General features: G+C 70.3%; 25 protein-coding genes and 4 pseudogenes. 14 read left to right on the top strand and 15 right to left on the bottom strand.

The window, feature by feature from the left end; genetic code table 11:
• Positions 1 to 234: 234 nt before the first annotated feature.
• Complete coding sequence (locus QQY66_RS39265; RefSeq protein WP_301985145.1) at positions 235 to 1167, top strand: lytic polysaccharide monooxygenase; 933 nt, start codon at positions 235 to 237, stop codon at positions 1165 to 1167.
• Between the two features lie 18 nt (positions 1168 to 1185).
• On the opposite strand, the gene QQY66_RS39260 is transcribed toward QQY66_RS39265, so the two are convergent.
• Positions 1186 to 1839 (bottom strand): Tat pathway signal sequence domain protein, encoded by a 654-nt coding sequence (locus tag QQY66_RS39260; RefSeq protein WP_301985144.1) that lies wholly within the window; start codon positions 1837 to 1839, stop codon positions 1186 to 1188.
• Positions 1840 to 2373: 534 nt separating this feature from the next.
• Here QQY66_RS39260 and QQY66_RS39255 point away from each other — a divergent pair.
• The 8 genes and pseudogenes from QQY66_RS39255 to QQY66_RS39220 all read left to right on the top strand — a co-directional run bounded on the left by QQY66_RS39255 (position 2374) and on the right by QQY66_RS39220 (position 9541).
• Positions 2374 to 3051 carry a DUF6230 family protein gene (locus QQY66_RS39255; protein ID WP_301985143.1) on the top strand — a complete coding sequence of 226 codons (678 nt, stop codon included), beginning with the start codon at positions 2374 to 2376 and terminating at the stop codon, positions 3049 to 3051.
• Positions 3051 to 3461, top strand: coding sequence for a DUF6114 domain-containing protein (locus QQY66_RS39250; protein ID WP_301985142.1), 411 nt, complete (start codon positions 3051 to 3053; stop codon positions 3459 to 3461). Before QQY66_RS39255 ends, QQY66_RS39250 begins: the two co-directional genes overlap by 1 nt.
• Positions 3462 to 3564: 103 nt before the next feature.
• Positions 3565 to 4368, top strand: a complete 804-nt coding sequence (locus QQY66_RS39245; RefSeq protein WP_301985141.1) for an SAM-dependent methyltransferase — start codon at positions 3565 to 3567, stop codon at positions 4366 to 4368.
• A gap of 228 nt (positions 4369 to 4596) precedes the next feature.
• Positions 4597 to 5601 (top strand): substrate-binding domain-containing protein, encoded by a 1005-nt coding sequence (locus QQY66_RS39240; protein WP_301985140.1) that lies wholly within the window; start codon positions 4597 to 4599, stop codon positions 5599 to 5601.
• A 130-nt stretch (positions 5602 to 5731) separates the two neighbouring features.
• Positions 5732 to 8146, top strand: coding sequence for a nitrate- and nitrite sensing domain-containing protein (locus QQY66_RS39235; protein ID WP_301985139.1), 2415 nt, complete (start codon positions 5732 to 5734; stop codon positions 8144 to 8146).
• A gap of 11 nt (positions 8147 to 8157) precedes the next feature.
• Complete coding sequence (locus QQY66_RS39230; protein WP_210579565.1) at positions 8158 to 8577, top strand: roadblock/LC7 domain-containing protein; 420 nt, start codon at positions 8158 to 8160, stop codon at positions 8575 to 8577.
• 1 nt (position 8578) lies between these two features.
• A pseudogene (locus QQY66_RS39225) lies at positions 8579 to 8937 on the top strand (DUF742 domain-containing protein).
• A complete protein-coding gene (locus QQY66_RS39220) occupies positions 8924 to 9541 on the top strand; it encodes an ATP/GTP-binding protein (RefSeq protein ID WP_301985138.1) in 618 nt (205 codons plus the stop codon). The pseudogene QQY66_RS39225 and the gene QQY66_RS39220 overlap by 14 nt, the downstream one beginning before the upstream one ends.
• Positions 9542 to 9678: 137 nt before the next feature.
• Here the strand turns inward: QQY66_RS39220 and QQY66_RS39215 are convergent.
• The 12 genes and pseudogenes from QQY66_RS39215 to QQY66_RS39160 form a co-directional block, all read right to left on the bottom strand.
• A pseudogene (locus QQY66_RS39215) lies at positions 9679 to 10212 on the bottom strand (MFS transporter); the annotation flags it as partial.
• 274 nt (positions 10213 to 10486) lie between these two features.
• Positions 10487 to 10654 (bottom strand): annotated as a pseudogene (locus QQY66_RS39210) (MFS transporter); the annotation flags it as partial.
• Positions 10655 to 11153: 499 nt separating this feature from the next.
• Positions 11154 to 12110: an ABC transporter substrate-binding protein gene (locus tag QQY66_RS39205; protein WP_301985137.1), complete on the bottom strand. Its 957-nt coding sequence runs from the start codon at positions 12108 to 12110 to the stop codon at positions 11154 to 11156.
• Between the two features lie 347 nt (positions 12111 to 12457).
• Positions 12458 to 13123 (bottom strand): ABC transporter permease, encoded by a 666-nt coding sequence (locus tag QQY66_RS39200; RefSeq protein WP_301985136.1) that lies wholly within the window; start codon positions 13121 to 13123, stop codon positions 12458 to 12460.
• On the bottom strand, positions 13120 to 13803 hold the full coding sequence (locus QQY66_RS39195; protein WP_301985135.1) for an ABC transporter permease: 684 nt from the start codon (positions 13801 to 13803) through the stop codon (positions 13120 to 13122). The genes QQY66_RS39200 and QQY66_RS39195 overlap by 4 nt, the downstream gene beginning before the upstream one ends.
• Positions 13800 to 14951 (bottom strand): ABC transporter ATP-binding protein, encoded by a 1152-nt coding sequence (locus tag QQY66_RS39190; RefSeq protein ID WP_301985134.1) that lies wholly within the window; start codon positions 14949 to 14951, stop codon positions 13800 to 13802. The genes QQY66_RS39195 and QQY66_RS39190 overlap by 4 nt, the downstream gene beginning before the upstream one ends.
• 250 nt (positions 14952 to 15201) lie before the next feature.
• A complete protein-coding gene (locus tag QQY66_RS39185) occupies positions 15202 to 15576 on the bottom strand; it encodes a VOC family protein (protein WP_301987640.1) in 375 nt (124 codons plus the stop codon).
• A 231-nt stretch (positions 15577 to 15807) separates the two neighbouring features.
• A complete protein-coding gene (locus tag QQY66_RS39180; RefSeq protein ID WP_301985133.1) occupies positions 15808 to 16404 on the bottom strand; it encodes an IS630 family transposase in 597 nt (198 codons plus the stop codon).
• Between the two features lie 48 nt (positions 16405 to 16452).
• Complete coding sequence (locus tag QQY66_RS39175) at positions 16453 to 16905, bottom strand: helix-turn-helix domain-containing protein (protein ID WP_301985132.1); 453 nt, start codon at positions 16903 to 16905, stop codon at positions 16453 to 16455.
• Positions 16906 to 17020: 115 nt separating this feature from the next.
• Entirely contained in the window at positions 17021 to 17740 is a 720-nt protein-coding gene (locus tag QQY66_RS39170; RefSeq protein WP_301985131.1) for an FAD:protein FMN transferase, read from the bottom strand.
• 1 nt (position 17741) lies between these two features.
• Positions 17742 to 18407 carry an FMN-binding protein gene (locus QQY66_RS39165; protein ID WP_301985130.1) on the bottom strand — a complete coding sequence of 222 codons (666 nt, stop codon included), beginning with the start codon at positions 18405 to 18407 and terminating at the stop codon, positions 17742 to 17744.
• 10 nt (positions 18408 to 18417) lie between these two features.
• Positions 18418 to 19755, bottom strand: coding sequence for a ferredoxin reductase family protein (locus tag QQY66_RS39160; protein WP_301985129.1), 1338 nt, complete (start codon positions 19753 to 19755; stop codon positions 18418 to 18420).
• 166 nt (positions 19756 to 19921) lie between these two features.
• Here QQY66_RS39160 and QQY66_RS39155 point away from each other — a divergent pair, with 166 nt between their 5' ends.
• From QQY66_RS39155 to QQY66_RS39145, 3 genes are read left to right on the top strand one after another with little or no spacing between them, the layout of a single operon-like run.
• Positions 19922 to 20629, top strand: coding sequence for a response regulator transcription factor (locus QQY66_RS39155; RefSeq protein WP_301985128.1), 708 nt, complete (start codon positions 19922 to 19924; stop codon positions 20627 to 20629).
• Positions 20626 to 22077 carry a HAMP domain-containing sensor histidine kinase gene (locus QQY66_RS39150; RefSeq protein WP_301985127.1) on the top strand — a complete coding sequence of 484 codons (1452 nt, stop codon included), beginning with the start codon at positions 20626 to 20628 and terminating at the stop codon, positions 22075 to 22077. Before QQY66_RS39155 ends, QQY66_RS39150 begins: the two co-directional genes overlap by 4 nt.
• Before the next feature lie 53 nt (positions 22078 to 22130).
• Positions 22131 to 23114 (top strand): NAD(P)-dependent oxidoreductase, encoded by a 984-nt coding sequence (locus QQY66_RS39145; RefSeq protein WP_301985126.1) that lies wholly within the window; start codon positions 22131 to 22133, stop codon positions 23112 to 23114.
• Between the two features lie 106 nt (positions 23115 to 23220).
• Here the strand turns inward: QQY66_RS39145 and QQY66_RS39140 are convergent, their stop codons facing one another.
• Positions 23221 to 24333, bottom strand: coding sequence for a sensor histidine kinase KdpD (locus tag QQY66_RS39140; RefSeq protein WP_301985125.1), 1113 nt, complete (start codon positions 24331 to 24333; stop codon positions 23221 to 23223).
• A 2-nt stretch (positions 24334 to 24335) separates the two neighbouring features.
• A pseudogene (locus QQY66_RS39135) lies at positions 24336 to 25105 on the bottom strand (response regulator transcription factor).
• 130 nt (positions 25106 to 25235) lie between these two features.
• On the opposite strand from QQY66_RS39135, the gene QQY66_RS39130 reads away from it, so the two are divergent.
• Both QQY66_RS39130 and QQY66_RS39125 read left to right on the top strand, forming a co-directional pair.
• Positions 25236 to 25931 carry a glycosyltransferase family 2 protein gene (locus tag QQY66_RS39130; RefSeq protein WP_301985124.1) on the top strand — a complete coding sequence of 232 codons (696 nt, stop codon included), beginning with the start codon at positions 25236 to 25238 and terminating at the stop codon, positions 25929 to 25931.
• On the top strand, positions 25928 to 26536 hold the full coding sequence (locus QQY66_RS39125; protein ID WP_301985123.1) for a DUF2064 domain-containing protein: 609 nt from the start codon (positions 25928 to 25930) through the stop codon (positions 26534 to 26536). The genes QQY66_RS39130 and QQY66_RS39125 overlap by 4 nt, the downstream gene beginning before the upstream one ends.
• Positions 26537 to 26585 lie beyond the last annotated feature (49 nt).

Raw genomic sequence — 26585 nt, 5'->3', positions numbered from 1 at the left:
GCCGACCCGTCGAGGGGTTACCTGTGGGTCAGCTGTGGTCGAACGATAGGCAAAAGAATCACCATCCGGATACAGGGGAAACCCTCGATCCGGCCAGAAACCCACCCTAGGCAGCAGGCAGTTGACCGGTTGCGACACCTTTCTCCCCGGACGTCACACGATGAACGCACCGGACGCGTTTTCCGTACTGCACACAGCAGACCGTTCGCATGCCCGGCCGAGGAGACGTTCCGGATGTCCCGGATGACCGCATACCGCAGAGCCCTGAGGGCCGTAGCCGTGGTCCCGTTCCTTCTTCCGCTCTGGGCGGCGGGACCGGCACAGGCGCACGGTGCGCCCACGGACCCGGTGAGCCGGGTGTACGCCTGCTCCCCCGAGGGCGGCGACGCGACCGGTTCGGCGGCCTGCGAGGCGGCCGTCGGTGCGAACGGCGCGCCCTTCACCGCCTGGGACAACCTGCGGATCGCGAACGTGAACGGCCGGGACCGGCAGACCATCCCCGACGGACAGCTGTGCAGCGGCGGCCTGCCCGCGTACCGGGGCCTCGACCTGGCCCGCTCCGACTGGCCGTCGACGAGCCTGAAACCGGGCGCGGCGCTGACGATGCGGTACGCCTCGACGATCCCGCACACCGGCACGTTCCGGCTCTACCTGACGAAGCAGGGATACGACCCGTCGAAACCGCTCACCTGGTCCGACCTGCCGTCGCAACCGTTTGCCGAGGTGACGGACCCGGCCCTGACGGACGGGGCGTACCGGATCACCGGGACGCTGCCGTCCGACCGGACGGGCCGGCATGTGCTGTACACGATCTGGCAGAACACCAGCACGGCGGACACGTACTACTCGTGCTCGGACGTGATGTTCCCGGCGTCCGGGCAGGGCGGGAGCGCGGCGACGCCGAAAGCGCCGGGCTCGGCGTCGCCGGCCGATAAGTCGGCATCGGCTGCCGCGAAGAGCAAGGCCCCGTCGCCGACGCCCACCCGAAGCAGCGCGCCGCCGAGTCCGACGGCCCCGGCCACCCCGCAGACCCCGGACAGCACCCCGCTCGCCTCCACCCCCGACGCCGACTCGGGTCCCTCGGCCCCGATGGTGGCGGGCGGCGCCGCGGCGGTGCTGGTGCTCACCGGCGGCGCCGCCCTGGCCCTGCGTCTGCGCCGGCGCTGAACGCCGGGCGTACGAAGGTCAGTTGACGTAGACGAGCGCGCCCGAATTGGTCACCGGGGCGTACTTGGCGGTGAAGTAACCGTTCGCGAAGCAGAGCGAGGAGCCGGACGTCTTGGTGAACTGCTGGGCGGTGAAGGCGATGCTGTTGTCGGTGTTGTCCGCCCTGCCGGTCAGGCTGGGGGCCTGGTAGACGCAGGTGATGCTGCCCAGAAGGGTGCGCAGCACGACCGTGGTCTGGATGGCGGAGCCGCTCGCCGGGGTCACGGTGAGGCTGCCGTCGGAGGACACGGACGTGCTGTAGGGCAGGTTGTCGACGGAGATGCTGGTGACACCGAGCACGCCGACGACGTTGGTGGTGCAGCTGCTGCTGTTGAAGGTGTGGCCCGTGACCGACTCCGTGGCGGTGCCGGGTGCGGTGGGGTTGTCGGTGACGGTGGCGGTGAACTGCGACGACGTGCACGAGATACCGCTGGTGCCGGTCGCGCTGGAGTAGAGGGTGGCGGTGGTGCCACTGGCCAGCGGTGCGGTGAGGACATCGCCGACGGCGACGGGCGTGCCGGCGAGGCCGCCGGTGGTGAGGACCGGGGTGTCGGCCGCGGAGGCGGGGACGGCGGCCGGGAGGGTGAGGGCGGCGACGGCGGTGGCCAGGGTGAGCAGGGTTCGCGTGCGCATGCGGGTGCCTCGATTCTGAGGTGAAGGGTGTGGGGGCGCGCGTGAGCGTCCGCCGTTGCCGGTCCGTGACGCCTTCTCCGTACGTGACGGACCGGCAACGACAGCCGGCCTGTGGGCGGCCGGGGAGGGGGCGGGAAATGCCCGCGGAGGGGGACAAGAGGTCCGGGAGAACGCGGGCAGTGCCCGCGGGGCGGATCCGGCGCCACGGATCCGGGGAGAGCAGTGCAAGTTGTAGACCTGAGGGTTGTTCAACGTCAAGGGTCCTCAAGGGAGTTGGGACACGAGCTGTGGCCTTTGCGGAAGCCCGGAAGGCCCTTGGGGCACAGGCGGCACACAATCGGCACGCTTTTTCCACAACTCTCTTGACCCTCGAATGTAACCCCCGGTAACTTCCTCGGCGGCTACTGCCGCGTAACGAGAAAGCCCTTGCGTCCGCCGGGAGTTGTGAGGAGGCGTGCGCGGCAGCCGCTGTCCGCGCCAGGACACCGTGCCGTGCACGATCCGACCGCATTCACCAGTCCCCTGGGAGCCGACATGACCCCACCTTCGGACGTCTCGTCGTCCGCCGACCACACCCCCGAGAACCCCGAAAGCGGTTCCACAGCCTCCGCCGAGCCGCACAGACGCGGCCGGGTCCGGCTGCGTCGGGCCGCGGTGCTGGCGGTACCCGCCACGCTGGTCACGGCCGCGCTCGCGGTGCTCACCGCCGAAGGGGCGCTGGGCGTGCAGTTCGCGATCTCCGGCATGCCCTTCACCGTCACGGCGACCGAGCTCAAGGGCACCGGTTTCGAGCAGTTCGGCGGCCTCGACAACATGGCGCCGGGCAGCCCGAACGCGGGCGACACCGGCGGACAGGTACTGGTCGTCACGTCCGCGATCAAGGACGCGACGCTCACCAAGCTGTGTCAGAGCGTCGATCTCGGCGGTACGAACCTGCTGATCACGGCGGGCAGTGGTGCGCAGAAGGTGCGGGCGCGCGACCTGACCACCGACTCGACCGAGTTGTCCGGTGACGCCGCCTTCAAGAACATCGAGATCGGCAACGACGCGAGTACGTTGACCAAGGCCGGGGTGAAGGGGCCGATCGGGGTGTTCAGCCAGCAGGCCGACACCGTGCGCATCGCCAATCTGCGGCAGACCAACTACGCGACCACGGCAGGGGTGTTCAAGCTTCCCGGCCTGAAACTCGGCTTCAGCAGCAAGGGTTGCTGATGTCGGAGCGTCCACGTCGAGGACTGCGGCCCGCCTTCCGGGGGTGGCGGGCCGGCCGGCCGTTCTGGGGCGGGTTGCTGCTCGTGCTGGGCGGGGTGGAGGTCCTGCTCACCATGAAGGCGTCGATGAAGGTCATGCTGCATGTGGGGATGCAGGGGGTGGCGGGATATCTGCTGCCGACACTGATGGTGCTGCTGGGGTTGCTGGTTCTGTTCAATCCGGCGCAGCGGTTGTTCTATTCGATCACCGGGGTGCTGGTGTCGCTGGGGACCTGGATGACGTCGAACCTGGGTGGCTTCTTCGTGGGGCTGCTGTTGGGTGTGGTGGGGAGTTGTCTTGTGTTCGGGTGGCTGCCGGATCAGGAACCTCGGCGGTTTCGGCGGAAGGTTGTGAAAGCGGTCTCGCCGTAGGGGTTTCGTTGAGTTTGGCGGGTGCGGGTCTGTGGGGGCTGGTCGCGCAGTTCCCCGCGCCCCTAAGGTCGGCTGGCGTCAACTTCTTTATCAGGGAGGCCACTTGACCACCGATGGCATCGACACCGAGCATGCTCACTCCGCCCGGATCTACGACTACATCATCGGCGGAAACGACCACTACCCGGCCGACCGGGAAGCCGGTGATGCCATGGTTCGGGAGTGGCCTGCGTTGCCTGTTCATATGCGGGCCAACCGGGACTTCATGAACCGGGCGGTTCGGTATCTGGCGGAGGAGGCGGGGATACGGCAGTTCCTGGACATCGGGACGGGCATACCGACCTCGCCGAACATCCATGAGATCGCCCAGGCAGCGGCTCCCGGTGCACGGGTGGTGTACGTCGACAACGATCCGCTCGTGCTCGCGCTGTCGGAAGGGCTGATGTCGGGTACGGCGGAGGGCAGGGTGTCGTACATCGAGGCGGACATGCGTGAACCGGCGGCCGTGCTCGACGCCCCGGCCTTCCGTGACACGCTCGATCTCGGTGAGCCGGTCGCGCTGACGGTGATCGCGATCGTGCACTTCCTGCTGGACGAGGACGACGCCGTCGGGATCGTACGACGACTGCTGGAACCGCTGCCCGCGGGCAGTTTTCTCGCGATGTCCATCGGTACCGCCGAGTTCGCGCCCGAGGAGGTCGGACGGGTGGCGCGGGAGTACGCGGCTCGCGGTATGCCGATGCGGCTGCGGACGCACGGCGAGGCCGAGGAGTTCTTCACGGGCCTCGAGCTCGTCGAGCCGGGCATCGTCCAGGTCCACAAGTGGCGTCCGGACGGCACGGGCACCGAGGTGGTCCGGGACGAGGACATCGCGATGTACGGGGCGGTGGCGCGCAAGGCGATCTGACGGTTTGCCGGCGCAACCGGTCCGGCAGCGCTTCGCGCTTGCGGCCGGCGCACATCACGATGTGGGAGCGACAACTCACTCCACGTCGTGGTGCACTTGACGACCGGTGGCCGTACGCGATGTGATCCGCCCCAGCGAGAGTCACCCGTTCGGCGCACACCTCGTGCGGCCCGGCAAGCGCTCTCCCTGTTCCTCCGGCTCGGCCGCACAGCGAGGTGCACGCACCCCATGAAGACTCCGCCTCCTCCCTCCGGTTCCCCACGTCCGGCTCGTGCCGCCGCCGTCCTGGCCGCCGCCTGTCTGCTGCTGGCCGGCTGCTCCGGGCTCGATGACGCCGACAGCCGGGCGGACACGGCAGCGGCGGGCGGGACAGGGATGAAGGTCGCTCTGATCACCCACGGCGCAGAGGGCGACGTCTTCTGGGAGCAGGTGCGGAAGGGGGCCGAGGCGGCGGCCGCCAAGGACGACGTCGAACTCACCTACACCAGCGACTCCGACCCGGCGGGCCAGGCCGAGCTGATGCGGAACGCGATCCGGGACAAGGCCGACGGCATCGCGGTGACCCTGGCCAAGCCGGCGGCGATGACCGGTGCGGTCGCCGAGGCCAAGGCGGCGGGCATACCCGTGGTCGGACTCAACTCCGGCATCGACGCCTGGCAGTCGGCGGGGCTCCTGGAGTACTTCGGCCAGGACGAGAGCGTCGCGGGCCGGGCCGTCGGCGACAAGCTGGACGACCTCAAGGCCAAGCACGCCCTCTGTGTCATCCACGAACGCGGCAACGTCGCCCTGGAGGCGCGCTGCGCCGGCGTGAAGAAGACGTTCGGCGGCGCGACGCAGATGCTCTATGTGGAGGGCACCGACATGGCCGCGACCTCCGCCGCGATCACGGCCGAGCTGCGCCAGGACCCGAGCATCGACGAAGTGGTCACCTTGGGCGCGCAGTTCGCGCTCGCCGCGGTCGGCTCGGTGAAGGAGGCGGGCAGCGCCGCGAAGGTGGCGACGTTCGACCTCGACAACGACCTGGTCAAGGCCGTGGCGAACGGTTCCGTGCAGTTCGCGGTGGACCAGCAGCCGTATCTGCAGGGGTATCTCGCCGTGGACTCCCTGTGGCTGTACCGGACGAACGGCAACATCAGCGGCGGCGGTGTGGCCCCGGTGCTCACCGGCCCGGCGATCGTCTCCAGGGCGAACGTCGGCGCGGTGGCCGGGTTCGCCGCCAAGGGCACGCGCTGACCGGACAGTTCATGCACCGGTGTCGCCAAAGATTCACCCCCCTCACGACACGTGCGGTCACTTGTGCGGATAGCATCCTGCGCACCCCCGCCCACTCCCCCGTTGCCCCACTGATCGCCCTAGGACGACGATGTCTCCACGGACACGTTCCCGGCGCCGCCTCGGCTCCATACGTCTCTCCCTGATCCTCCTGGCCCTGGTGCCCAGCGTCACCCTCGCCGCGATGTGGGGTGTGACGACGACGCAGATGTTCACGGAGGGACTGCGGCTGCGCGGGCAGAACGAGCTGAGCCGGTCGACCGGCGCCATGGGCACCGAGGCCACGCTCGCCCTGCAGACGGAGCGCAGGTTGTCGGCCGCGTGGCTGGCCTCACCGAACGGCTCCCGGAACGCCCTGGACGCGCAGCGGCGGAAGACGGACGAGGCGGTCGCGAAACTGGTCGGCCAGAACGACGAGATCGAGCGCGCCCCCGCCCGTATCTCGGACCGGCTGACCTCCGTCGTCGGATCGGTGAGCAGCCTCGAGTACTACCGCGGGCAGGTCGACGACCCCACCGACATCACCGCACAGCAGGCGCTGGACCAGTACAGCGCGATCATCGACGAGCAGATCCACGCCTTCCAGGCGCTCTCCCAGGTCGACGACGGCGACCTCACCGCCCAGGCGGGCCCGCTCGTCGCGCTGGAGCACGCGGCGGAGCTGGCCTCCCAGGAGGATGCCCGGCTCACCCTGGCGTGGCCGTCCGGGTACCTGGACGAGGAGGCCTGGTCCCGGTTCGCGGAGTCGGTCAACACGCGCCGCTGGCTCGTCGAGGACCAGATCGTCCCCCAGATGAGCGGCGACGCGAAGACGGAGACCGAGCGGATCCTGCAGAGCAGGGAATGGCAGACGCTGGAATCCCTCGAGGACCAGGTGCTGGCGGCCCGGGCGGACAGCGCGGGTGCCCGCAGGATCCCCCTGCCCGATGTGCAAAAACAGTGGGAAACCGCGTTCACGAAACTCGCCGACGAGTACGGGCTGCTGATCACACGGCAGACGGCCGGACTGCTCGACCGGAGCGCCGACACGTCGGCCAACCTGCTGATCACGGCCGGTTCGCTCAGCGCCGGCGGACTGCTCGCCCTGCTGCTGTGCGTGTGGATGTCCTGGCGCATCACCCGCTCCCTGTCCCGGCGGCTGCGCGGTCTGCGCGTGGCCACGCTCGGCCTGGCCCAGGAGCGGCTGCCCGATGTGGTCGCCCGGCTGGACCGGGGCGAGAAGGTCGACGTGGAGCAGGCGACCCCGCCGCTGGACTACGGCCACGACGAACTCGGCCAGGTGGCCACGGCGTTCAACACCGCGCAGCGCACGGCCGTGCACACCGCGGTCGAACTCGCGGACACCCGGCGCGGCTTCCAGAAGGTGATCCTGGGCATCGCCCGGCAGAGCCAGAACCTGGTCAATCTGCAGCTGACCAAGCTGGACGCGCTGGAGCGCGCGCACCAGGACCCCGAGATCCTCAAGGGCCTGTACGAACTGGACTCCACGGCCAGCCAGTTGCGCCGCTACGAGGAGAACCTCGTCATCATCAGCGGTGAGCGGCCCGGCCGCACCTGGACGGAGCCGGTCGCGCTGACCGACATCCTGCGCAGCGCGGTCGGCGAGGTCGCCGAGTACCAGCGGGTGGAGGTGCACACCGAGGAGGAGGTGGCGCTCGCGCCGCCCGCGGTGGCGGACGTGATCCATCTGCTGGCCGAGCTGATCGACAACGCGACCGTGTACTCCCCCGCGCCCAGCCCGGTCGGGGTGCGGGCCGCGCTGGTCGCCAAGGGCCTGGCCGTGGAGGTCGAGGACCGGGGGCTGGGGATGTCCGAGGAGGACTACGCCTCCCTCAACGCCCAGTTGGCCGAGCCACCGCAGTTCGACGTGGTGGCACTCGCCGACGACCTCCGGCTCGGCATGTTCGTGATCTCCCGGCTCGCACACCGGCACGGCATCGCCGTCACCCTGCGCTCCTCGCCGTACGGGGGGACCACGGCGATCGTGCTCATCCCGCACGACGTCGTGGTGCGGGACGTGCCGGCCTCGGACACCGATGCGGACGCGGACGCGAGTTCGGTTACGGATGCGGACACGGTTGCAGGCGCGAATGCCGTTACGGCCGCGGACTCGATCACGGACGCGGACGACATCGAGCACGCCGAGGCCGCCGAGCCCGAGGAGCCCGTACGGGCGCCCCGTCCCGTCGTCGCGGCCCGCACCGCCTCCGCCCGCACCGCCTCCGCCCCGGCCGCGGACCGTCGGCCCGCCCACGCTGCTTCCAAGGGCGGCCTCACCCCGCTGCCCCGCCGAGTGCCGCAGACCAGCCTCGCCGCCGAGCTGCGCGAGGAGGCCCCGGCCGCCGAAGAGAACGGTCACGCGGACGACTTCACCGCGGAGCAGGCCGCCTCCTCGCTCGCCGGGTTCCAGCGCGGCACGCTCCGGGCGCGTGACGACGGCGCCGACGAGGAGCCGACCGCGGCCGACGCCCCCCAGTCTTCGACTCCGCCCGCCGACCGCTCATGAAGGACTCCGCCATGACACGCCCCACCCCCGCCACGCACACCCAGCTCGATCAGCTGCTCACCGGACTCGTGGAGCGGGTCGCCGAGGTGAACCACGCCGTCGTGCTCTCCGAGGACGGGCTGGTCGTCAGCAAGTCCACCGGGTTTCTGCGCGACGACGCCGAACGGCTGGCGGCGACGGCGTCGGGCCTGATGAGCCTCAGCAAGGGCGTCAGCATGGACTTCCGCGGCGGCCCGGTGCGCCAGGCGCTGATCGAGATGGCGCACAGCTATCTGATCCTCACCTCCGCGGGCCCGGGCGCCCATCTCGTCGTCCTCACCAGCCAGGGCGCGGACGTCGGTGTGGTGGCGTACCAGATGAACATGCTGGTGAAGAAGATCGGCGAGCACCTGAGTGCGGCGCCGCGGGCCAATGTCGGTCCTGGCGCGTGAGGTGGCCGGAGACGACTCGACGGGCCGGCTGGTACGACTCTTCGCCCTGACCGGCGGACGGACCCGGCCCAGCCGCGCCGACTTCACGCTCATCACGACGGTCACCGCGGTGGATCCGCCGCCGGTGCGGGCACCCCGCCCGCAGCCGGAGCAGGCGCGGATCCTGCGCCGGTGCGGGGAGCCGATCGCCGTGGCGGAGCTGGCGGCCCATCTCGACCTTCCGGTGAGCGTCGTCGTCATCATGCTGTGCGATCTGCTGGAGGTGGGCCTGATCACCGCCCACCCGCCGCACCCCGTCTCCCCCGTTCCCCGGATCTGGACCTGCTGCAGAAAGTGAGGGACGGCCTTGGCCGGCTCTGAGCCCGCCGCCACGGCGGCAGCGCCACCCGACACGGTCAAGATCCTGATCGCCGGGGGCTTCGGCGTCGGCAAGACCACCATGGTCGGGTCCGTCAGCGAGATCGTCCCGCTGCGCACCGAGGAACCGCTGACCGCGGCGGGCCTGGGCATCGACGACCTCGACGGCATCGAGGAGAAGCGGGCCACCACCGTGGCCCTGGACTTCGGCCGGATCACCATCAGCCGGGAGCTGGTGCTGTATCTGTTCGGTACGCCCGGGCAGCAGCGGTTCTGGTTCATGTGGAACGACCTCGCCATCGGCGCTCTGGGCGCGGTGGTCCTGATCGACGTCCGCCGGCCCGAGTCCAGCTTCGCCGCGATCGACTTCTTCGAGCGCCGCGGCATCCCCTTCGTCGTGGGAGTGAACGGCTTCTACGGCGCACATCCCTACCCGCCCGAGGACATCCGGGACGCCCTGGCACTGCCGGAGCACGTCCGCGTACTGCTGTGCGACGCGCGGAAGCGGGAGTCGTGCCGGGACGTACTGATCGCGCTGATCGACCAGTTGATCGCCGACGCCATCGAGGCCGACGGGGACGACGGTCTCACTCGTCGGGACCGGTGAGCGGCTGGCCCGAGGGGGCGACGATCCGTGGTCACAAAGCTCACGACCACCAGAGCGACGGCAACCCGGAAGGCGACCTGGACCGCGTTCAGCAGTCCGGCGGCCGAGCCGATCTCCTGCGGCTGCAGCGGCTTCAGAGCGATGGTGAAGAACGCGGGATTGAAGAGCCCGACGACCCCGAGGGCGAACAGCAGGGGTGTGGGGTAGGAGTCCGGGTCGGCCGAGTGGTAGACGGCGATGGCGGCGAGCGCGCCGACCAGCAGGACGGCGAGGCCGAGGGACATCATGCGGTGCCCGTAGCGCTTGACGAGGTGCGCGCCGGCCACCCAGGAGGCGACCGCGAGGCCCACCGACCACGGGGCAAGGGTGAGTCCGGCCTTCAACGTATCGGCTCCCAGGCCGAGTTGGAGCTGGAGCACGATCACCGTCATCAGGCCGTTGGTCACGGCGAAGAACGCCGTCGACGTCACCAGGGCGGCCGGGAAGCCGCGATGGGCGAACAGACTGGGCTCCACCAGGGGGCTGCGGCCCGTGGCGGCGACGCCGCGCTGGTGCACGGCGAACACCCCCAGCAGGACGAGACCGGCCACCATGAACCCCCAGTTCCACCCGGACAGGGCCGCCAGGTCGGCGCCGATCAGCGGGAAGACCACGAGCCCGATCCCGGCCATGGCGAGCAACGTGCCGGTCAGGTCGAGGGTGGGCCGCTTCGGGGCGCGGTTCTCCAGCAGCCTGGGTGAGAGGGCGAGGACGACCAGGGACACCGGGATGTTCACCAGGAAGGCCGCCCGCCAGGACGAGCCGAACAGGTCGGCGTGGGTGAGGACTCCGCCGAGCACGGGTCCGCAGACGGCTGCCAGACCCATCACCGGTCCTGCTGCCGAGCGCCTTGGACAGCTCGGGTCCCGAGAACATCGTCTTGATCAGGCCGACGGTCTGCGGAATGATCACGGCCGCCGCGGCGCCCTGCACCACGCGGAAGGCGATCAGCGGCCCCGCCGCGGGTGCCAGGGCACAGGCCAGCGATGCGCTCATGAAGCCCAGGACGCCGGTCACGAACAGCCGCTTGCGGCGCGCGATGTCGCCCAGCCGGCCTCCGGTGATCAGCAGCACGGCGAACGGCAGCGTGTAGGCCGTCGTGAACCACTGGATGTCGGACACCGACCCCGCCCAGATCCGAGTGCATCGCCGGCGCGGCGACCTGCACGATCGTCGCGTCCAGCAGGTTCATCGCCTCACCGAGCAGCAGCGCGGCAAGTGCCGTCCACCGCCACCGGTACGTCGCCGGAGTCGGCGTGAGCACACGCTCAGGAGTCATCGGAGTCCCTCTCCACCGTCGTCGACACACCGGCCCGAGCCGCCGGTACGGGGCGTCGGGGCCGATCACGGGTCAGCGTGCGGGTGGAGACCCGGGTGCTCCAGCGGGAGCCGGGAGTTGGAGGATTCCTTCCATGGGCGGCCGTCGCGGTGTCGATTTCCCTCACGGCGAGGTGGTGCACGCGATGGCCGGCTCGTCGCCGGTTCTACCGGCCCGACGAGCGGTTCACTGAAGGCGGAGGGCACCGACGCGTCGGCGTCGGTGCCCTCCGCCCCGTCATGACCGAACCGGGGGTCAGCTCAGGCCGGCCGTCTTCAGCCAGGTCTTGGCGACGTCCAGCGGGTCCTTGTTCTCGAGCTGGACCTGGGAGTCCAGCTCCAGCAGGGTCTTGGTGTCCAGCTTGGCGGAGACCGCGTTGAGGGCGGCGACGCCCTCCTGGGAGAGGCCGGACTTGTATACGAGCGGCGTCACGTTGGCGAAGCCGAAGAGGTTCTTCGGGTCCTGGAGGACGACGAACTTCTCCTTGGTGATGTTCGGGTCGGTGGTGAAGATGTCCGCGGCCTGCACGGTGTTCTTCTTCAGCGCCGCCGTGGTCAGCGGGCCGCCCGCGTCGAGCGCCTTGAAGGACTTGAACTCCAGGCCGTATACGTCCTTCAGGCCGAGCAGGCCCTGCTGGCGGGTCTGGAACTCGGGCGAGCCGCCGATGACCATCTCGGGCGCGACGTCCTTGATGTCCTCGAGGGTGGACGACGTGGTGAGGTTGTACTTCTTGGCGGTCTCCGCGTTCACCGACACGGAGTCCTTGTCCTCGGCGGGCGAGGGGTCGAGGAGCGTCAGCTTGGAGTCGAGCTTGGCCTTCACCGCGGAGCCGACGGCCTCGATGGACTTCTGCTCCGCCTTCGGGTCCAGGTACGCCAGCAGGGAGCCGTTGTACTCGGGCAGGACGGTGATGGAACCGTTCTTGAGCAGGCCGTAGGTCGTCTCACGGCTGCCGATGTTCGGCTTGTACTCGACCTTGATGCCCTTGGCCTTCAGGGCCTCGCCGTAGATGTCGGCGAGCAGGATGCTCTCGGCGAAGTTGTTCGAGCCGACGACGACCGTGTTGCCGTCCGCCTTGTCTTCCGTCAGCGGGTTGGACGAATCGTCGGCGGAGCCGCATCCGGCAACGAGCGCCGCCACTGCTGCGAGGGCGACCGCGGCCGCGCGGGGGTGTCGCATGCTGGACCAGCTGCTCTTCACGGTAGAAGTCACGATTCCCGTTCCGGGCTCAGAAGTTGGATGACTTCATCTGATCCAATCCAGCCACTTCTTGGTCAGTCAAGGGCAGCCGGGTCACCAATTGGCTTCGATGCGTACCCGCAGGAGGCCGCCGAGGTCGCCGGGCGCGAACTCGCCCGGGTGGCGAACTGGCCCTGGCCCGTAGCGAGGGGCGTCGAAGGTTCGTGGTTCACTGCGGGCCGTCTGGGGCTGGTCGCGCAGTTCCCCGCGCCCCTTATGGGCACGCGGTTCGACAGCGCCCCGGAGGGGCGCGGGGAACTGCGCGACCAGCCACGACGGCGCCGCAGCGGACCGACAACCGCGCGGCACCTCCAGCGGAGCTACGCGCGGCGCACTCCGCGTGACACCGAGAGGCGGCCCGCCGCCCAGAACACCCCGAGGGTGACCAGGGCGAGGGCTGCGACCAGCGTGGCGCCGCCGACGACCTTCTCGTAGTCGCGCTGGTAGAGGCCGTCGACGATGTAGCGCCCGAGGCCGCCGAAGCTGACGTACGCGGCGATGGTGGCCGTGGAGACGATCTGGATGGCCGCGGAGCGCAGTCCGCTGAGGATCAGCGGGAGCGCGACGGGCAGTTCGACCCGGAAGAGGATCTTGGTCTCGGCCATGCCCATGCCGCGGGCGGCGTCCACCGGCGCGGGGTCGACGGAGCGCATCGCCTCGTACGTGGTGACGAGGATGGGCGGGATCGCGAGCACGACCAGCGGGATCATGACGGGGGCGAGGCCCAGGCCCAGCAGCACGAACATCAGCACCATCAGGCCGAAGCTGGGCAGCGCGCGCCCCGCGGTGGCGATGAGGGCGAGGGTGTTGCCGCCGCGTCCGGTGTGGCCGGTGAGCAGGCCGACCGGCAGCCCTACGGCGGCGGCGATGGCGAGCGCCTCCAGCGTGTACTGGATGTGCTCGGCGACACGGGTCGGGATGCCGTCGTAGCCCTGCCAGTGGGCGCTGTCGCTGAAGAAGGCGTCGATGTAGTTCAGGACGTTCACCGGGCGGCCGCCTTCGCGAGCGTACGGGTGTTCTTGCGGGTGCCGCGCGGCATCCAGGGCGTGAGGAGGATCCGGACCCCGATCAGCGCGGCGTCCACGAGGATGGCGAGGACGGCCGTGCCCAGCACGGAGAGCCAGATCAGCCGCGGCTGGTTGTAGATCATGCCGCTGTTGAGCAGGTTGCCGAGGGCTCCCTGGTTGCCGATCAGCATGCCGACGCTGACGAGGGAGACGCTGGACACGGACGCCACCCGCAGCCCGGCGATGATCGCGGGCGCGGCGATCGGCAACTGCACGTGGACATAGCGTCGTACGGGCCCGAAGCCCATCGCGGTGGCCGCGGCGAGGGTCTCCTGCGGCACCGACCGCACCCCGTCGACGATCGCCGGGACCAGCACGACCAGGCTGTAGACGGCCAGCGGGATCATCACCGTGAGCTCGCTCAGCCCGGTGTAGTCGATGAGGATGACGAAGAACGCGAGCGACGGGATCGCGTAGAGCACGGTCGTCACCCACAGCACCGGCGGATACAGCCAGCGCACCCGCACGCACAACTGGGCCAGGGGCAGCGCCACCAGCAGCCCGAACAGCACCGGCAACAGCGCCTCGCGCAGATGCAGCATGACCAGGCCGAAGTAGCTGTGCTGGAGGTCGCTGGGCAGGTCGAAGAGTTCGCTCATCGCGCGGTCTTCTCGGTCTTGCCGTCAGCCTTGCCGTCCGCGCGCCGCTCCGCGTGCGCACCGCGGATCGCCTCGCCGATGGTCTGCTGGGAGACGACTCCGGCGGCCCGGCCCTCGCCGTCCACGGCGACGGCCCACCCGGTGGGTGAGAGCACGGCACAGTCCAGCGCGGCCCGCAGCGAGTCCGTACCGGCGGTGAACGGCCGTCCGTAGGAGAGGAGTTGGTCCTGCCGGATCTCCCCCGCGGTCAGCTCCCCCGGTTCGGCCCAGCCGAGCGGCTTGCCGTCCAGATCCGTTACGAGGAGGTAGGGCGCGTCCGTGGTGTTGCGGGCGGCGATCTGTTCGGCGGTCGCGTCGACGGCGATGATCGGCGCGGTCAGCAGTTCGAGGCCCGCGGACGGGAAGAACGACAGCCGCCGGATGCCGCGGTCGGCGCCGAGGAAGTCCTCCACGAAGGCGTCCACGGGGTCGGTGAGCAGTTCGGCGGGCGGCGCGAACTGGGCGAGATGGCCGCCGGTGCGCATCACGGCGACCATGGTGCCGAGCTTGACGGCCTCGTCGATGTCGTGGGTGACGAAGACGATCGTCTTGCCCAACTCCGCCTGGATCCGCAGGAGTTCGTCCTGCAGGCCCTTGCGGACGATCGGGTCGACGGCCGAGAACGGCTCGTCCATCAGCAGCACCGGCGGGTCCGCGGCTAGCGCCCGTGCCACGCCGACGCGCTGCTGCTGACCGCCGGACAGCTGGTAGGGGTACCGCTTGGCGAGGGCGGCGTCGAGTCCGACCCGCTCCATCAGCTCCCTGGCCCGCGCCCGTGCCTTGCCCTTCCCCCAGCCGAGCATGCGGGGCACGGTGGCGATGTTGTCGACGATCGTGCGGTGCTGGAAGAGTCCGGCGTTCTGGATGACGTAACCCATGGACCGGCGCAGCGTGTTGACCGGCTGCTTCATGATGTCGACGCCGTCGAGGGTGATGGTCCCCTCGCTCGGCTCCACCATCCGGTTGATCATGCGCAGGGTCGTCGTCTTCCCGCAGCCCGAGGGGCCGACGAGGACGGTGATCGAGCGGTCGGGTATCTCCAAGGAGAGCCGGTCGACCGCCACCGTGCCGTCCGGGTACCGCTTCGTGACTGAATCTATCCGTATCAAAACGCCGAATACCCTTCGGGTCTGGCAGAAGTCGCCCGCTTTCGGCCATGGCGCGGGCCGTTCCGGGGAGAGTCTAGTGGTCCGGCTCGCATCGTTGACCGGGTAAACGGAGTGCTGTCTCGCGTCGGCGGCGTGGATGGCGAGGACGGCTTGCACGACCGCCGTAGTGCCCCGGGGCAGCAGGGGGTTTCGCCGATTGGTTGCCTGGTCGGGCGCCACGTTTTGGGTGCCCGACCAGGCACCGCCTCGGTTACAGGTACGGGCGGGTGATCAGCTCAATCGCGTGACCGGCGGGGTCCTTGAAGTACACCCCTCGACCGCCGTGTCCGTTGTTGATCTCGCCCGAGCGCTGCATCTGCGGATCGGCCCAGTGCTCGACGCCGCGATCGCACAGTCGCTGGTATGCCCGATCGAACAGCTCGTCGTCGAGCAGGAACGCGTAGTGCTGCATCTGGATCTCCACCGGCGGCTCGGCGAACTGAAGAAGCACGCCGTCGGTGAGCTGGATGTTGGTGAACGGGCCCCAGGACGGCGCTTCCGAAAGTTCCAAAAGCTCACGGAAGAATTGAGCCGACTCGTTGCGGTCTTTGGCGGCGATAATGGTGTGGTTGAAGGTGGCTGGCATGCGGTTGACCTCGCTGTTGTTCGACACGAAAACGGACTCGTAGTGCACGAGCATTGGGAGGTCCGCGTGCCGAACTGATGGGGTGCCATCTGCGCACCCGCTGTGCGATCAGCCCTCCACCGGGTGGCCAATCCGTGTGTGGCGTAGCGCCGGTCCGGTGTTCACGTCGGGGACTTTACTTGATCTTGCTGGCTGCGACAACAGGTTAGCGATCGGCTGCTTGTTGGCTCGTCACGCAGCTTTGGTCGGGTATGCGGTCCACTGACGGATGGGTGAGTCGGAGGCGAAGTTGGTCTTGGGCTCGGCGCGTGCGTTGCGCCAGCGGATGTAGTCGGCGATGGCGGCGTTCTGTTCGTTGTGGGTGTGATGGTCGGTGCCGTTCAGTGCGAAGTAGCGCAGGGCTGCGAACTCGGACTCGATCCAGTTCAGCCACGAGCCGTAGGTCGGTAAGAAGACCAGCTGGACGTCGTTGTCAGCGGCCCAGATGCGGACTTCGCCGTGCCGGTGCGGGGAGAAGTTGTCCAGCACCACGTACAGCTTCTCCCCGGGCCAGCGGGCTCGCAGGGTCTTGAGCAGGCCGAGGAACTCGCGCCACCGCTTGCGCGTGCGGATGCGGTAGTAGATCTTGCCGGTGGCCAGGTCGAGGGCGGCGAGCATGTGCATCACCCCGCCGTAGCGGTTGTAGGTCGCCCGCAGCCTGCGGGGCCTGCCGGCCGGACGCCACGTCTTGCCTTTGCGCGGCTGAAGGTTGAGTGGGCCGAACTCATCGACGCATATCACCCGTCCGTCGGTTGGCAGGGTGTCGTACAGGGCCAGGACTTGGTGCATTTTGCTGATGAAGTTTGGGTCGGTGGATGCCTTCCAGGTGGTCGTGGTCTACCAGGAGACCTTGCCTTCACGCAGGATGCGGCGCAGCGTCTCCCGGCTGATACGAGGGACCACGCGCCGCTCGACCAGGTGGTCGGCGAGTTTGCTCAGGCTCCACGTGGAGAAGCCGGTCACGCCCCAGTCGACGGGGGACGTCCGGGCGATCAGACGGATGTGCTCTCGCACCCGTTCACCTATCGACGGTCGGCGTCCTCCGCTCCATTTTGGGTCCAGCGCGTCGAACCCTCGCTCGTTGTAAGCGTGGATGACACCGCGGACGTAATCCGCGCTGACCTGCATCAGGGAGGTGATGTGCTTGACGGTCTGGCCTTGGGCGGACATCAGCACCACGATCGCCCGCCGCAGCCGCACCGGGTCCTTCGCGGTCCGACTGATGCGCTGCAGTCTGCGGTCTTCTTCCGCGCTGGCCGGATGGACGAACACACTCGGTCGACGCCCCACGCCCACCTCCGGGATCAGATCCTGGAGACAGTCTGCTGACCCACGAGCAGCACGTCGATTACCCGGCCAAGGCTGCGTGACGAGCCACTAGACGGCCTGTGTCACAGCCGAACTCTCAGGCGACCGGCACCTTTTCCGTGCGCAACACCCGCCGCTCGGCGTCAACGGCGAACACCTCGCACCCCTCCCGCCCAGCCGCCCACGCAACACCCTCCGCGCCCATCGCGAACGCCGCCGTCGCCGCGGTGTCCGCCTCCGTGAGCGTGGACGCCACGACGGTGACCGAGAGAAGACCGGCCGCCGGACGCCCGGTACGCCCGTCGACGATGTGGTCGCCGCGCTCATAGCGCCCCGACGTCGCGACCGCGCCGTCGATGATCTCCAGCACCGTGCACAGCTGATCGGCGTGTTCGGGGTGCCGTACGCCCACGCGCCAGGGACCGCCCGCCGCGACGACATCGCCGCCGGCGTTGAGGCAGAACCTGCGCACCCCGGCGGCGGTCAGCAGGTCCGCCGCCCGCTGCACCGACCAGCCCTTGACGACCGCGCACGGGTCGAGGCCCTCGCCGGGCCGGCGGGCGTCGAAGGCGCCGCCGGTGGCGAGGCGGTACTGCTCGCACAGGTCGAGCACCTCGGCAAGGTCGGCGCTGACCTCGCCGAGGGCGATGTCGCCGCGGTCGAGCCGGGACACCTCGCTGTCGGGCTTGAACGGGCTGAACCGTTCGTCGACCTCGCGCAGCCAGGCGAAGACCTCGTCCGCGAGCGCGGTGGGAACGTCCTCGTCGTCGATGCGCAGGGAGACGGGGAAGCCCATGACGTGCTCGACCCGGTGCATGTCAGGCGCCCTTCGCGTCGATGGCCGCCTGGAGGGACTCCTTGTAGCCGTCGCTGGTGATCGTGGCACCGGACACCGTGTCGACGTCCGCGCTCTGCGCCTCCAAGGTCGCCGCGATCAGCTTCGGCACCGCGGCCGTGGTCTGCGGGTGGTTCGGCTGCTGGAGCATCCGCACCGACTTGATGGCGTCGCCCTCGAAGGTGACCTCGACCTGCACCGGACCCTTTTCGGTGGTGATCGTCGAGCCCGCCACCACCTCACTGGTTGCGTTACTGGTTGCGTTCTTGTCGATCGCCGCCTGGAGCGACTCCTTGTAGCCCTCGGTGGTGATCGTGGCCCCGGACACGGTGTCGATGTCCGCGCTCTGGGCCGTCAGCGTCTCCGCGATCAGCTTCGGCACCGCGGCCGTCGTCTGCGGGTGGTTCGGCTGCTGGAGCATCCGCACGGCGGTGATCTTGTCACCCTCGAAGGTGACCTCGACCTGCACCGGACCCTTTTCGGTCTGGATGGTCGAGCCCGTGACCACGGTGGAGCCGGAGGATGCCGAAGGCGTGGACGCCGGTGCCGCCGCTTCCGTGGACGCGGCGGTGCCGACGGACGGTTCGTAGCGCCAGACGGTGACCAGGCCGGCGGCGGACAGGACAAGGGCGGGTATGACTCGCTTCACGGTGTCCCTCTCATCCAGCCAGGCTGAAACGCTCGAAGTGGATCTGCGGCTTGGGCACGCCCAGCTCGCGCAGGGTGCCGAGCACCGCGTTCATCATGGGCGGCGGCCCGCACAGGAAGACGTCCCGGTCGGCGATGTCCGGCACGAGCCGGCCGAGTTCCGGCGCCGCGAGCCGGTCCGGGACGGGCGATCCGGTCACCAGGTGCAGCTCGGCGCCCTTCGTGGCGGCGAGGTCGCGCAGCTCGTCATAGAGGACGGCGTCCCGGTCGCTGCTCACGCGGTAGATGACGACGGCGTGGCCCTCCAGCTCTTCCAGCAGGGCACGGATCGGGGTGACGCCGACGCCGCCCGCGATGAGGAGGGATTCGGGCCGGGTGCGGTGCATCGCGGTGAACGCGCCGTAGGGGCCCTCGGCGAAGACGCGCGTGCCGACCTTCACGTGCCGCAGGGCCGCGCTGCCGTCACCGGCCGCCTTGGCGGTGAGCCTGAGGCTGCGGCCGTCGGGCGCGGCGGACAGCGAGAAGGGGTTGGCCTGCCACCAGCGGTCCCGGGTGAGGAACCGCCACAGGAAGAACTGGCCGGCCCGCGCGGGCAGTCGGTCGAGGTCGCGGCCGGTGATGTAGACGGAGACGACGTTGTGGGACTCGGGGACGACGGCCGAGACGCGCAGTTGGTGGCGCCAGTTCCGCCACAGCGGCAGCACGGCCCGGCCCAGGACCACCGCGCCGAGCGCGAAGCCCCACAGGGTCCACCAGTAGGCGGTGGCCAGGGACGACGCGACGAACGTCGTACCGACCGCCACTTCGTGCGTGAACGCCAGGACCACGGCGGCGTAGGTGTACAGGTGGATGAAGTGCCAGGTCTCGTAGGCCAGCCGGCGCCGGGCCCAGCGGCCCGAGAGGGCGCCGATGAAGATGATCAGCACCCAGGCGACGAGTGCGCGCAGCACGCCCTCGGTGGTCTCCGCGAGGTCCACCAGCTGGTTGACCGGGTCCAGGCCGGAGGACTCGCCGTAGCCGAAGGTGATGAAGACCACGTGGCCGACCAGCGTCCACAGCAGTGAGAAGCCGATCCAGCGGTGCCAGAGGGTCATCCGGTCCATGCCGATCCGGTGGTCGAACCACGGAAGCCGGGCCACCAGCAGCAGCTGGAACGCCATCAGGAGCCCGCCCAGCAGGCCGCACAGCCGGCCCAAAACGATCAGGGTGTTGGAGGCGAACCCGGCCTGGACGAAGAAATAGGCCACCACGGCAACGTTCACGGCCAGCACGGCGTACAGGCCCGTGCGGGCGGCCACCCTGGGGCGTATCGCCGTGGGGGGCGCAGGGGGCGATTGGACGGTTGTCACGGGCGGCAGCTCCTTGGTCGGATTCTGGAACGTCGGTTCTCGGACACCGAGCTTCGCTGGCGGGAGCTGTCGAAGACCTGTCGTTGTTCTTTCAAGTGGTTATCGATGTGGCCCCGGCCCCGACCGGGCTCATGGCGTCCGGGGGCGCGTGCCGCACTATGTGGGGGTGGAAAAAGTACGACTGCTCGTCGTGGACGACGACCCGCCGATCGCCGACCTCGTCGCGACGGTCGCCCGTTACGAAGGCTGGGACGCGGTCACGGCGAACTCCGGTGAGGAGGCGCTGCGCGCCGCCGCCGAGTTCCACCCGGACATCGTGGTGCTCGACCTGATGCTGCCGGACCTGGACGGCTTCGGCGTGCTCGACCGGCTGCGCCGCTCCGGGACGATGGTGCCGGTGGTGTTCCTCACCGCGCGGGACGCGGTCGCCGACCGGGTGGCGGGGCTGACCCGGGGCGGCGACGACTACCTGGTCAAGCCGTTCGCGGTGGAGGAGCTGATGGCCCGGCTGCGCACCGTGCTGCGACGCAGCGCCGGGCCCGGCTTCCAGCGGTCCGTCCTCCAGGTCGCCGACCTCACGATGGACGAGGACACCCGTGAGGTGCGGCGCGGCGACCGGCTGCTCACCCTCACTCCCACCGAGTACGAGGTGCTGCGCTACCTGATGCGCAAGTCGCCGACCGTGCTCACCAAGGCGCAGATCCTCGACCATGTGTGGGAGTACGGCTTCGGCGGCCGCTCGAACGTCGTCGAGCTGGTCGTCAGCCGGCTCCGCCGCAAGCTCGATGAGCCCGATGAGCCCGTCGCCGGCACGACTCCGCTGATCCACACCGTCCGGGGCTTCGGATACGTCATCCGGCAGGCCGCCGAGTGATCCGGCGGCTCAGGCAGACCTACCGCAGACTGCGCCTCGGCACCCGGCTCGCGCTGGGCCTCGGCGTGCTGTCCCTCGTCGTCTTCGCGGTCGTCGGCACGGCGCTGACGACGTACATGCGGGACTACCTGTCGAAGCAGCTCGACGAACAGCTGGCGCAGGGCCAGATCGCCCAGTCCAAGTCCATCGCGGACTACGGCACGCTCTCCGGGAAGAAGTACTACAGCTGGTACTACGCCGTGTACGACGTGCGGGACGGCACGCCCGTGCTCCGCAAGCCGGAGGACCCCGCCGACCTGCCGGAGGACGTCGACGACTTCACCGCCGTGGCGCGAGCGCAGACCACCGCGGACGCGGAAGTCCTGCGCACCGACCACCTCAAGGGCAAGGGCGACTACCGGTTGCGCGCCTGCGCGGTCGAGCCCGGTCTGATCCTGGTCAGCGCCGCGCCCATGGCCGGCATCGACGACACCGTGGGCCAGCTGATCACCATCCAGGCCGTCACGTTCGGGCTCGCGCTGCTCGCCCTGGTGGTGGCCGGCCGGGGGATGCTGCGGCGCGGTCTGAAGCCGCTGAGCGACATGGCGCACACGGCGCGCGGCATCACCTCGCACGATCTGACGGACTCGGCGCGGCTGCCGGTGCGGCACGACGGGCGCAGCGGCGGCCCCGAGGTCGAGGAGCTGCGCACCGCGTTCAACACGATGCTGGAGCACATCGACGTCTCCCTCGCGGTCCGTGCGGAGGCGGAGCAGCGGCTGCGCCGGTTCGTCGCGGACGCCTCGCACGAGCTGCGCACACCGCTGATGTCGGTACGCGGCTACGCCGACCTCTTCCAGTACGCCGCCGCCAACGCCCCCGAGGAACGCGACAAGCATCTGGCCCGGCTGCGCGCCGAAGCCGCCCGGATGGGCTTCCTCCTGGACGACCTGCTGCTGCTCGCCCGGCTGGACGCCGCCGAGGTCGAGGCGCCGCTGCGGATCAAGGACGCGGACCTGGTGGAGCTGGTGGAGGACGCCGCGGACGCCTTCCGCGCGGCCCACACGGACCACCCGCTGACGGTGGCCACGGGCCCCTCCCGGCTGACGATGCGGCTGGATCCGCAACGCGTCCGGCAGGTCCTGGACAACCTCCTCACCAACGCGGCCGTGCACACCCCCGAGGGCACGGACGTGTCCCTGTCGGTGTCGGTCACGGACGGCCGGGCCGTCGTCCGGGTCGCCGACGCGGGCCCCGGCATACCGCCCGCCGACCGGAAACGGATCTTCGACCGCTTCTACCGCGTCGACAAGGCCCGCAGCCGCGACCGCGGCGGCAGCGGACTCGGCCTGGCGGTGGCGCACTCGCTGGTGTGCGCGCACGCCGGCACGATCGACGTCACCAGCGAACCGGGCGCCACGGTGTTCACGGTCTCGCTGCCCCTCCCGAAAGGTCTTACGGACCGGTGACATGACGGGCGCGGCCCACCCGTAAGGACTGGCCGCAGGCCTACGTTGAGGGCATGCGCGTACTGGTCACCGGCGGTGCCGGGTTCATCGGGTCCCATGTAGTCGAGGCCCTGCGGGCCCACGGCCACGAGCCCGTCGTCCACGACATCCGCGACGACCCGGCGTCGGACGTACGGGACCCCGACGCCGTCCGCGCCGCCCTGACCGGCGTGGACGCGGTCTGCCACCAGGCGGCGATGGTCGGCCTCGGCGTCGATTTCTCGGACGCGGCCGACTACGTCTCCCACAACGACCTGGGCACCGCGGTCCTGCTCACCGCCATGGCGGAGACGGGCGTACGACGGCTGGTGCTGGCCGGGTCGATGGTGGTGTACGGCGAGGGACGGTACTCGTGCGAGTGGCACGGCGTGGTGCGACCGGGCCCCCGTTCGGTCGCCGACCTGGAGTCGGGCCGCTTCGAGCCGCTCTGCCCCGTCTGCGGCGAAGACCTGTCCCCCGGCCTGGTCGGCGAGGACGCCCCCGTCGACCCACGCAACGTGTACGCGACGACCAAGCTCGCCCAGGAGCACCTCGCCGCGGCCTGGGCACGGTCGACCGGCGGCTCGGCGGTGTCGCTGCGCTACCACAACGTCTACGGCCCCAACATGCCCCGCGACACCCCCTACGCGGGCGTCGCCTCCTTCTTCCGCTCCGCCCTCGCCCGCGGCGACTCCCCCCGCGTCTACGAAGACGGCCGCCAGCGCCGCGACTTCGTCCACGTACGGGACGTGGCATCGGCCAACGTGGCGGCACTGGAGTCAAGTTCGGCCAACGGCACGCTCACCTCGTACAACACCGGCAGCGGCGACCCCCACACGGTCGGCGAGATGGCCCACGCCCTCGCAGCGGCGTGCGGCGGCCCGGAGCCGGTGGTCACCGGCGAGTTCCGCCTGGGCGACGTACGCCACATCACGGCCGACTCCTCACGGCTGCGGGCGGAGTTGGGTTGGAAGGCGGAGGTGGGCTTCGAGGAGGGGATGCGGGAGTTCGCGCAGTAACAGCCCCACCGGCTGAAATCCAGCCCCTCCGGCGTTTGAGGAGCGGGGTCTGGGGCGGAGCCCCAGGGATGGGACGGGTAGGGGCGGAGGGGGCGAAACCCGCTTGTCACACCCCAGCCATCGGCAACGTCACCTCGAACCGACAACCACCCGGCACATTGTGAACCGCGGCCCGCCCCTGATGAGCCTCCACAATCCCCCGCACGATCGCCAGCCCCAGCCCCGCCCCCGCCGGAGGCGTCCGCGCATCGTTGCCCCGCCACCCGGTGTCGAACACACGCGGCAGATCCTCCTCGGGAATCCCCCCACAGCCGTCCGTCACGGACAACACCACACCATCGGCCGAGCGTTGGGCGGCCACGGCGACCGTCCCGTCCGTCGGCGTACGGCGAATGGCATTGACGAGCAGATTGCCGAGAACACGGCTCATCTCCTTACCGTCCACCTCGACCGGCACCGGTTCCACCCGATCACCGACAAGCCGCACACCGTGCTCCCGCGCCAGCGGATCCGCCCCCGCGAGGGCGTCCCCGACAAGGTCGTACAGCGAAATCCGGCTGGGGCTCAGCGCCAGCGTCCCCGCATGGATGCGGGACAGTTCGAAGAGGTCGCCCACCATGTCGTTGAGGCGTTCCACCTCGGTGCGGATCTGACGGAGATAGCGGTCGGGGTCCGCGGCGACACCGTCCTCCAGCGCCTCGGCCATCGCGCGCAGCCCGGCGAGCGGGGTACGCAGATCGTGCGAGATCCAGGCGACGAGTTCACGCCGCGAGGACTCCAGAGCCCGCTCACGGGTCCGGGACTCGGCGAGTCTGACGCTGGTCGCCTCCAACTCGCGGCTCAGCGCGGCGAGTTCAGCGGTGGCGGGACCGACGGGCGAGGTGAAGTCGCCGCCGTCGCCGAAGGAGCGCGCGGCGAGCGCGAGGGCGCGGCTGCGGGCGACGACCCAGCGGCCGAGCAGAGTCGCGGTGACGAGGGAGACCACGGCGGCCATCGCGACGACCAGCGTGACGACCTTCAGATCGTGCTCGGACAGGAACATCGCCTGCGCGACCGCGAGGGTGCCCGCGAGCATCGCGGTGACCCCGACGGCGGCGACCACGGCGAGGTGCACGGCGAGCGAGCGGCGCCGGATGAGCCGCAGGACGCCCGCGCCGAGCACGCCGGCCGCGGCGGCGCCGAGGAAGGCGAAGAAGGCGATGAGGAGCATGTCGCGCATGATCACGCCTCCCCGGTGCCGGAACCGCTGCCGAAGCCGGTGTCGAACCGGTAGCCGACGCCCCACACCGTCTGGATCAGCCTCGGCCGCGCCGGATCGTCCTCGACCTTGCCGCGCAGTCTGCGGACATGGACGGTGACGGTCGACAGGTCGCCGAAGTCCCAGCCCCACACCTCACGCATCAGGTCCTCCCGGCTGAACACCCGGCCGGTGTGCCGGAGGAAGAAGGCGAGGAGGTCGAACTCGCGGACGGTGAGGGCGAGTTCGGTGCCGTTCTTGGCGGCGCGCCGGGCTGCCGGGTCGACGGTGAGCCCGGCCGCGTGCAGGCTGGCGGACGGCTGGGCGATGGGGGTCCCCCCGGCTCGAGCGGAGTCGAGAGAGAGGGGAGGGCGCGGCGCAGCACGGACTCGACGCGCAGGACGAGTTCGCGGGGGCTGAAGGGTTTGGTGACGTAGTCGTCGGCGCCGACCTCCAGGCCCAGGATCCGGTCGTCCTCGTCGCCGCGTGCGGTGAGCATGATGACCGGCACGGGCCCGCGCACCCGCATCCGCCGGCACACCTCCAGGCCGTCCATGCCGGGCAGCATCAGGTCGAGCACGACGAGGTCCGGCCAGTGCGCGGCGGCCCGCTCCAGCGCGTCGGGCCCGTCCCCGGCCCGGTCGACCACGTATCCGGCCCGGTCGAGGTATCCGGACACCACCTCGGCGACGGTCGGATCGTCGTCGACGACGAGGACCCGGGCCCCGGGCCCCGCATGCTGCTGCTGTTCCATGCCGCCAGCCTCGCACCACCCGCCCGCCGATGGCGCCCGCCCCCGCTGACGTCCTTGTTTCGTAAGGAGCCGGAGTCCGTTATGCCCGTTTCGCGCTCGTAGGGTGAAAGCCGTGACGACCTCTTCTCCGATGGACCACAGAACGGACCAGGAAGTCGACGTGGTCCTCCCCTGTCTCAATGAGGCCGAGGCGCTGCCCTGGGTCCTGGAGCGCATCCCGCCCGGTTGGCGGGCGCTCGTCGTGGACAACGGGTCCACGGACGGCTCCGCCGACATCGCCCGCGCCCTCGGGGCGACCGTGGTGCACGAGGAGCGGCGCGGCTTCGGCGCCGCCTGCCATGCGGGCCTGACGGCGGCCACCGCCGACTTCGTGTGCTTCTGCGACTGCGACGCCTCCCTGGACCCGGGCGACCTCGTGCCCTTCGTACGGGAAGTGGCGGGCGGCGCGGCCGACCTGGTGCTCGGCAGGCGGCGCCCGCGGAGCCGGGGCGCGTGGCCCGCGCATGCCCGCGCGGGCAATCTGGCACTGGCCCGGATGCTGCGCCGCCGTACCGGGCTGCGCCTGCACGACCTGGGCCCGCTGCGGGCCGCCCGGCGCGAGCCGCTGCTCGCCCTCGGGCTCAGCGACCGGCGCAGCGGCTATCCGCTGCAGATGGTGGTGCGTGCCGCCGACGCGGGCTGGCGCATCGCCGAGCACGACGTTCCGTACTTCCCGCGCACCGGCGCCTCCAAGGTCACCGGCACCTGGCGCGGGACCTGGCAGGCGGTACGCGACATGAGCCGCGTACTGACCGAGACCGCCGCCGAGCAGGGAGCCCGCCCGTGACCACGCTGCTCGTCATCGCCAAGGAGCCCCGGCCGGGCCGGGTCAAGACCCGGCTGACGCCGCCGTTCACGCCCGAGGCGGCGGCGGCCCTCGCCGAGGCATCGCTCGCGGACACCCTGGACGTGGTGGCGCGGGCGCCGGCCACGCGCCGGATTCTGGTCCTCGACGGCAGACCGGGGCGCTGGCTGCCGTCCGGCTTCGAGGTCGTAGCGCAGTGCGCGGGAGGCCTCGACGAACGTCTCGCCGCCGCCTTCGCGGCCTGCACCGGCCCGTCCCTGCTCATCGGCATGGACACCCCGCAGGTGACGCCGGAGCTGCTGACGGTGGACTTCGCCGGCTGCGACGCGTACTTCGGTCCCGCCGAGGACGGCGGCTTCTGGGCGCTGGGCCTGGCCGCACCGGACCCCGCCCTCCTGCGGGGCGTCCCGATGTCGACGCCGCACACCGGCGCCGTACAACGCGACCGCCTCGCGGGACTGCGGGTGCGGGACCTGCCGCGCCTGCGCGACGTCGACACGGCGTACGACGCGGAGGTCGTCGCCAAGGCGGCGCCGGGCGGGCGCTTCGCGGCGGAGCTGGAGCGGCTGACGACAGAGGCGCGGTGAGTGCGGTGCGGAGCGCCCAGCAGGTGGTGCCGATCGTTCGGCAGCCGAC

Source organism: Streptomyces sp. DG2A-72, from assembly GCF_030499575.1.
In the GTDB taxonomy this organism is placed as follows: Bacteria; Actinomycetota; Actinomycetes; order Streptomycetales; family Streptomycetaceae; genus Streptomyces.
The sequence above is the reverse complement of the archived record's forward strand: the minus strand, read 5'-3'. Positions and strand labels throughout refer to the sequence as shown.